Origin of the sequence: Streptomyces sp. NPDC059456, from assembly GCF_042750055.1 — a bacterium.
Lineage (GTDB): Bacteria > Actinomycetota > Actinomycetes > Streptomycetales > Streptomycetaceae > Streptomyces.
In genome coordinates, this window is the sequence record NZ_JBHYVA010000483.1 from 1 (window position 1) to 6,578 (window position 6,578).

The 6,578-nt window shown below is 73.6% G+C and carries 6 protein-coding genes and 1 pseudogene; 5 read left to right on the plus strand and 2 right to left on the minus strand.

What is annotated here, in order from left to right; genetic code table 11:
• A pseudogene (locus tag ACFXA3_RS31000) lies at window positions 1-452 on the minus strand (hypothetical protein); the annotation flags it as partial.
• A gap of 10 nt (window positions 453-462) precedes the next feature.
• Complete coding sequence (locus tag ACFXA3_RS31005) at window positions 463-717, minus strand: MoaD/ThiS family protein (protein WP_054222580.1); 255 nt, start codon at window positions 715-717, stop codon at window positions 463-465.
• Between the two features lie 466 nt (window positions 718-1,183).
• On the opposite strand from ACFXA3_RS31005, the gene ACFXA3_RS31010 reads away from it, so the two are divergent.
• The 5 genes from ACFXA3_RS31010 to ACFXA3_RS31030 form a co-directional block, all read left to right on the plus strand.
• The gene (locus tag ACFXA3_RS31010) at window positions 1,184-1,975 is read left to right on the plus strand and encodes a response regulator transcription factor (protein ID WP_385192073.1); all 792 of its coding nucleotides are present in this window, start codon (window positions 1,184-1,186) and stop codon (window positions 1,973-1,975) included.
• A gap of 24 nt (window positions 1,976-1,999) precedes the next feature.
• Entirely contained in the window at window positions 2,000-3,022 is a 1,023-nt protein-coding gene (locus ACFXA3_RS31015) for a LacI family DNA-binding transcriptional regulator (protein ID WP_385192075.1), read from the plus strand.
• Window positions 3,023-3,182: 160 nt separating this feature from the next.
• On the plus strand, window positions 3,183-4,310 hold the full coding sequence (locus ACFXA3_RS31020; protein ID WP_385192078.1) for a S1C family serine protease: 1,128 nt from the start codon (window positions 3,183-3,185) through the stop codon (window positions 4,308-4,310).
• A gap of 51 nt (window positions 4,311-4,361) precedes the next feature.
• On the plus strand, window positions 4,362-5,114 hold the full coding sequence (locus ACFXA3_RS31025; RefSeq protein ID WP_385192080.1) for a response regulator transcription factor: 753 nt from the start codon (window positions 4,362-4,364) through the stop codon (window positions 5,112-5,114).
• Window positions 5,111-6,578, plus strand: a 1,468-nt coding sequence (locus ACFXA3_RS31030; protein WP_385192083.1) for a sensor histidine kinase, incomplete at its 3' end; no start/stop codon positions are given. The genes ACFXA3_RS31025 and ACFXA3_RS31030, both read left to right, overlap by 4 nt.

Consider the following 6,578-nt stretch of genomic DNA (forward strand, 5'->3'; position numbering starts at 1 on the left):
GCCGTCTGCTCCGCGGCCGAGCCGGAACCCGCCGACCAGGCGGCCGCGGGCGCCTCGTCCCGGAACCAGCCCTCGGGAGCCACGGGCTGCGGTGCGGCCGCCGCCTGGCCCTGGCCCTGGTGGGGCGGCGGGTACGCGGACTGCACGGACTGTTCGGCGGCGGCTGCGGGGCCCTGCGGCCACGCCGCGCCGGAGGCGGCGCCCCCGGACCAGTCCCGGGACTCGGCCGGGGCCTGCGGGGCCCGGGGCTCGTCCCGGAACCAGCCCTCGGGGGCCACCTGCTGCCCGGGCACTGCGCCCGGCTGCGGCTGCGACTGCGGCTGCGGCTGGACCGGCTGGTAGCCGGTGTCCCAGGTGTCGGACTGCCAGGTCTGGGTCCCGTACGGGTCCTGCTGGGCGGCCTGCGCGGCCCGCGCGGCCTGCTGGTGCTGTTGTTCCTCGGGGGTACTCATCGGTTTCCGCTCACCCGCCCGCGAACGGCGGGAGCACCTCGACGGTGCCCCCCTCGGTCAGCGGAACGGCATCGTGCGGGCGCTTGCCCACGGGCTCGTCGTTCACGAGGAAGGAGCAGCGCTGCAGGACCCGGGTCAGCTCTCCGGGGTGGCGTTCCCGCACGGCGTCGAGCGCCTCGGCCAGTGTCTGCGCCGAGTACGGCTCCTCCGCCGTCTTGGCCGCGGCCTTGGCCGCCGCCCAGTAGCGGATGGTTCCGGTTGCCACTGCAGCTCCTATCGTCGGCTCTCTACCGTCGGCCTCCATGATGACCCCTCCGGTCCTCTGGTCCGGTGTGCCTCCGCGCGCCCCGTGTGCGCCCGGGCGGCCTGCCGTACGTCCATCGATCCGGTGAAACCGGGGCATAAGCTGGGCATAAGGGTGGCAGGAACCACAGAAGAGGCGGAGGCCGAACCCCTGCCCCGCACCGGCGGGTGGGCTATTCTGCTGGCGAGAGGATCCGGGCAACGTTGCCCCCGGGTCCTTTTGTGCTTTCAGCACGTTGAACGGACCGAGAACAGTGGTGTCCGCCGGGCCTCAGGGCGCGGGGACCGGCAGGCCGCCACGACCGCAGCACGCACCACGCACCACGTACGAAGCAGTACCGCGAACGTCCTCGACGGGACCGAGGAGGAACCGACGTGATGGACCGGCGAACCGTGCAAGACCGCTCGACCTGGGCAGGTGGACGGGCATGAGCTCCCTCCTGCTGCTGACCAATGCCCTGCAGCCGTCCACCGAGGTGCTGCCCGCCCTCGGCCTGCTGCTGCACAACGTCCGGGTGGCTCCCGCCGAGGGCCCGGCCCTCGTCGACACCCCCGGCGCGGACGTCATCCTCGTCGACGGCCGCCGCGATCTGCCGCAGGTGCGGTCGCTCTGCCAGCTGCTCCGCTCCACCGGACCCGGCTGTCCGCTGATCCTCGTCGTCACCGAGGGCGGCCTAGCGGCCGTCACCGCCGACTGGGGCATCGACGACGTCCTCCTCGACACCGCGGGCCCGGCCGAGGTCGAGGCACGGCTGCGGCTGGCCACCGGCCGCCAGCAGCTGGGCTCCGACGACTCCCCCATGGAGATCCGCAACGGCGACCTGTCGGTCGACGAGGCGACGTACTCGGCGAAGCTGAAGGGCCGGGTCCTCGACCTCACCTTCAAGGAGTTCGAACTGCTGAAGTACCTCGCCCAGCACCCGGGCCGGGTGTTCACCCGCGCCCAGCTGCTCCAGGAGGTCTGGGGGTACGACTACTTCGGCGGCACCCGGACGGTGGACGTCCACGTACGGCGGCTGCGCGCGAAGCTCGGCCCCGAGCACGAGTCGCTGATCGGTACGGTCCGCAACGTCGGCTACCGCTTCGTCACTCCGGAGAAGGTCGAGCGGGCGGCTGCGGAGGCCGCGGCCCAGGCCGCTGCCAAGGCGTCGGGCGACGTCCCCCGTATGGAGGAACCTCCTGCGATCGTCCAGTCGGCAGGACGGCCTGCCCAGAGGTAGGTCACCCCGCGTAGACTCCCGGGCGTGGCCAAGGTGACGCGGGACGACGTGGCGCGACTTGCGGGAACTTCTACCGCCGTCGTGAGCTACGTCATCAACAACGGACCCCGGCCGGTCGCCCCGGCCACGCGCGAGCGTGTACTCGCCGCGATCAAGGAGCTGGGCTACCGCCCGGACCGGGTCGCCCAGGCGATGGCGTCGCGGCGCACCGACCTCATAGGCATGATCGTCCCGGATGCGCGCCAGCCGTTCTTCGCGGAGATGGCGCACGCCGTGGAGCAGGCCGCCGCCGAGCGCGGAAAGATGGTCCTGGTCGGGAACTCCGACTACCGCACCGAGCGCGAGGTCCACTACCTGCGGGCCTTCCTCGGCATGCGGGTCTCGGGCCTGATCCTGGTCAGCCAGGGCATGAGCGAGCAGGCGGCCAGCGAGATCGAGGCCTGGGACGCGCGGGTCGTGCTGCTGCACGAGCGCCCGGAGGCGATCGACGACGTCGCCGTGGTCACGGACGACATCGGCGGCGCCCAGCTCGCCACCCGCCACCTGCTGGAACACGGGCACGAGTACGTCGCCTGCATCGGCGGGGTGGAGAACACCCCGTCGGTCGGCGACCCGGTCGCCGACCACGTCGAGGGCTGGCGCCGGGCCATGCTGGAGTCCGGCCGCTCGGTGGAGGGCCGGCTCTTCGAGGCCCCGTACAACCGCTACGACGCGTACCGCGTGGCGCTGGAGGTCCTCTCCGGCCCGGACCGGCCGCCGGCCATCTTCTGCGCCACCGACGACCAGGCGATCGGCGTCCTGCGCGCGGCGCGGGAGCTGCGCATCGACGTGCCCGGGGAGCTGGCGGTGGCCGGGTTCGACGACGTCAAGGAGGCGGCCCTGACGGACCCGCCGCTGACGACGATGGCGTCCGACCGCCCGGCGATGGCGCGGGCCGCGGTGGACCTCGTCCTGGACGACGGCCTGCGCGTGGCGGGCTCCCGCCGCGAACGCCTGAAGCAGTTCCCCTCGGCACTGGTGATCCGCCGCTCCTGCGGCTGCCACTGATTTCCGACGCGCCCCTCGCACCCCTCGGCGGGCTTCCGGGGCACCCCGGGCCCGGGGTGCCCGGGGAACCCCCCGGGTTTATATCGGGCATACGAGGTTCTGTCGGGCTTCTCAGCGGGGACTCAGGAAGCTCTCATGATCCGCGGACACAGTCATAGGCATGACCGAGAACTTCCGCCGCGAAGGCGAGTACCCGCAAGAGAACGGCCCGGCCCAGAGCGCGCCCCTCGGCGGGGCCTACCCGCCGCCGCCCGCCTACCCGCCGCCGGCGGGCCCGGCGGCCCCGGCAGCGGCGCCCGGATGGTTCGAAGCGCACCAGCCCCCGCCGGTCCCGGCCGGCCCCGCCCACGCGGTCCGCGCCAAGCGGCCCGTGGCGCTGCTCGCCGCCGTGGCGCTGGCCGCCGCCGTCGTCGGGGGCGGCACCGCCGTCGGTGTGGAGCAGCTGCTCGCCTCCCAGGGCCGCAGCGGCGGCGGCATCAGCGCCGCCAACGTCTCGCAGTCCAGCACCGGCACGGTCGCCGGCGTGGCCGAGCAGGTCAGCCCCTCCGTCGTACGGATCGACACCCGCACCGGCTCCGGTCAGGGCACCGGCTCCGGGATCGTGGTCACCGCGGACGGCGAGATCGTCACCAACAACCACGTGGTCGACGGCGCCACCGGGATCCAGGTGACGATGAGCGACGGCAAGAAGTACACGGCGAAGACCGTCGGCACCGACCCCGACAAGGACCTGGCCCTGATCAAGCTCCAGGGCGCGAGCGGCCTCAAGGCGGCCAAGCTCGGTGACTCCGACGGCCTGCGGGTCGGCGACCAGGTCGTGGCCATCGGTTCGCCGGACCGCCTCACCGGCACGGTCACCAGCGGCATCGTCTCGGCCCTGAACCGCGACGTGAACGTCCCCAAGTCCGAGCAGCAGGCGCCGCAGCGGCAGCGCGGCAGCGGCGGCTGGCCGTTCTCGTACGACGGTCAGCAGTTCAACGGGAACACCGGCTCGAACACCACCTCGTACAAGGCCATCCAGACGGACGCCTCCCTCAACCCGGGCAACTCCGGCGGCGCCCTCGTCAACATGAACGGCGAGATCGTGGGCATGCCCTCCGCGATCTTCTCCCCCTCCAGCGACAGCTCCGGCGCCGGCAGCGTCGGCCTCGGCTTCGCCATCCCGGTGAACACGGTCAAGTCCGACCTGGCGTCCCTGCGCAAGGGCGGTTCCGGCGGCGCCGGCGACACCAACGGCGACAGCGGCAACAACGGCGGCGCCGCCTACGGCTTCGGGACTTCCTTCTAGGCGGGCCGTGCGAGCCTGGTAGGACCGACCACGACCCCTGGGGGACCGCAGATGAATCCGGCCGAAGGCGACCCGCACCGCATCCTCGTCGTCGATGACGAGCCGGCCGTGCGGGAGGCCCTGCGCCGCAGCCTCGCCTTCGAGGGATACGCCGTGGAGACCGCCGTCGACGGTCTCGACGCCCTCGACAAGGCCGCCGCGTACGACCCCGGCCTGATCGTCCTGGACATCCAGATGCCCCGGATGGACGGGCTGACGGCGGCCCGCCGGCTGCGCGCCTCCGGCAGCACCACCCCGATCCTGATGCTCACCGCCCGCGACACCGTCGGCGACCGCGTCACCGGCCTCGACGCGGGCGCCGACGACTACCTCGTCAAGCCGTTCGAGCTCGACGAACTGTTCGCCCGCGTCCGCGCCCTGCTGCGCCGCAGTGCGTACGCCGCCCCGCGGCCCGGCGGCGGGGACGCACCGGACACGGAGACCCTGGCCTTCGCCGACCTGCGCATGGACCTCGCGACCCGCGAGGTCACCCGGTCCGGGCGCCCGGTGGAACTGACCCGCACCGAGTTCACGCTGCTGGAGATGTTCCTGGCGCACCCGCGCCAGGTGCTGACCCGCGAGCAGATCCTCAAGACCGTCTGGGGCTTCGACTTCGAGCCGAGTTCCAACTCCCTGGACGTGTACGTCATGTACCTGCGCCGCAAGACGGAGGCCGGGGGCGAGCCCCGCCTGGTGCACACCGTGCGCGGGGTGGGGTACGTGCTGCGCGTGGCCGGGGCCGGCGATTCCGGGGGTCCCGAGTGAGCCCGGTCGCCAGATTCCGCGCCCTGCCGCTGCGCTCGCGGCTCGCGCTGCTGGTCACGGTGGCGGTGGCGGTGGCGGTCGCCGCCGTCGCCGCCGTGTCGTGGGTGATGGTCCGCACGCAGCTGAGCGAGCAGCTGGACCGCTCCCTGATGGCGACCAACCCGGACGCCCAGGTGGTGCGGGTGCTGCGGGAAGGCTGTGTGACCGCGCCCGCCCGGCCCACGCAGGAGATCGCCGGGAACCTGAACGCGACCGTCCAGATCGTCACCGCGGACGGCGGCCACTGCTGGGTGGGCGGGATGACCACCCTGCCCGTCACCCCGGTCGACCGGCAGGTCGCCTCGGGCAAGCGGCTGCCCACCCTGCACGACGTGACGACCACCGACGGCACCACGATGCGGGTCTACACCCTGGCCGCGCAGACGAACGGGCAGCTGTTCGCGATCTCCATCGCCAAGCCGCTGGCCGACGTCGACAAGCCGCTGTCCACCCTGGCCTGGGTCCTGCTCCTGGTCAGCGGCATCGGTGTGGTCGGCGCGGGTGCGGCCGGCCTGTGGGTGGCCCGGACCGGGCTGCGCCCGGTCGACGAACTCACCGACGCCGTGGAACACATCGCCCGTACCGAGGACCTCACCGTACGGATCCCGGTGGAGGGCGAGGACGAGATCGCCCGCCTGTCCCGGTCCTTCAACGCGATGACGGCCGCGCTGGCGTCCTCCCGGGAGCGCCAGGCCCAGCTGATCGCCGACGCCGGCCACGAGCTGCGCACCCCGCTGACCTCGCTGCGGACCAACATCGAGCTGCTGGCGCGCAGCGAGTCCACCGGGCGGGCCATCCCTCCCGAGGACCGCAAGGAGCTGCTGGCCTCGGTCAAGGCGCAGATGACGGAGCTGGCCTCGCTGATCGGGGACCTCCAGGAGCTGTCCCGGCCGGACGCGGCGCCGCCGGCCCGGCTGGAGGTGGTGGCCCTGCACGAGATCGCGCAGAGCGCGCTGTCCCGGGCCCGGTTGCGCGGCCCGGAGCTGGCCTTCGCGTGCGACCTGCAGCCCTGGTACGTGCGGGGCGAGGCGGCGGCGCTGGAGCGGGCGGTGGTCAACCTCCTCGACAACGCGGTGAAGTTCAGCCCGCCGGGCGGCGCCGTGGAGGTGTCGCTGCGGGCGGGCGAGCTGACCGTACGCGATCACGGTCCCGGTGTCCCGGCCGATGACCTGCCGCACGTGTTCGAGCGGTTCTGGCGGTCGCCGTCGGCGCGGGCCCTGCCGGGCAGCGGGCTCGGCCTGTCGATCGTGGCCCGTACGGCGCAGCGCGCGGGCGGCACCGCCGCGCTGCGCGCCCCGCTGGACGGCGGTCCGGGGACGGAGGCGCTGCTGCGCCTCCCGGGCGCGCCGACGCCGCCGCCCCGGGGGGGGGGCGCGCGGGCGGGCCCGCCGGCCCGGGGGCGGGGGGTGTGGGGGGCTGTGTGTG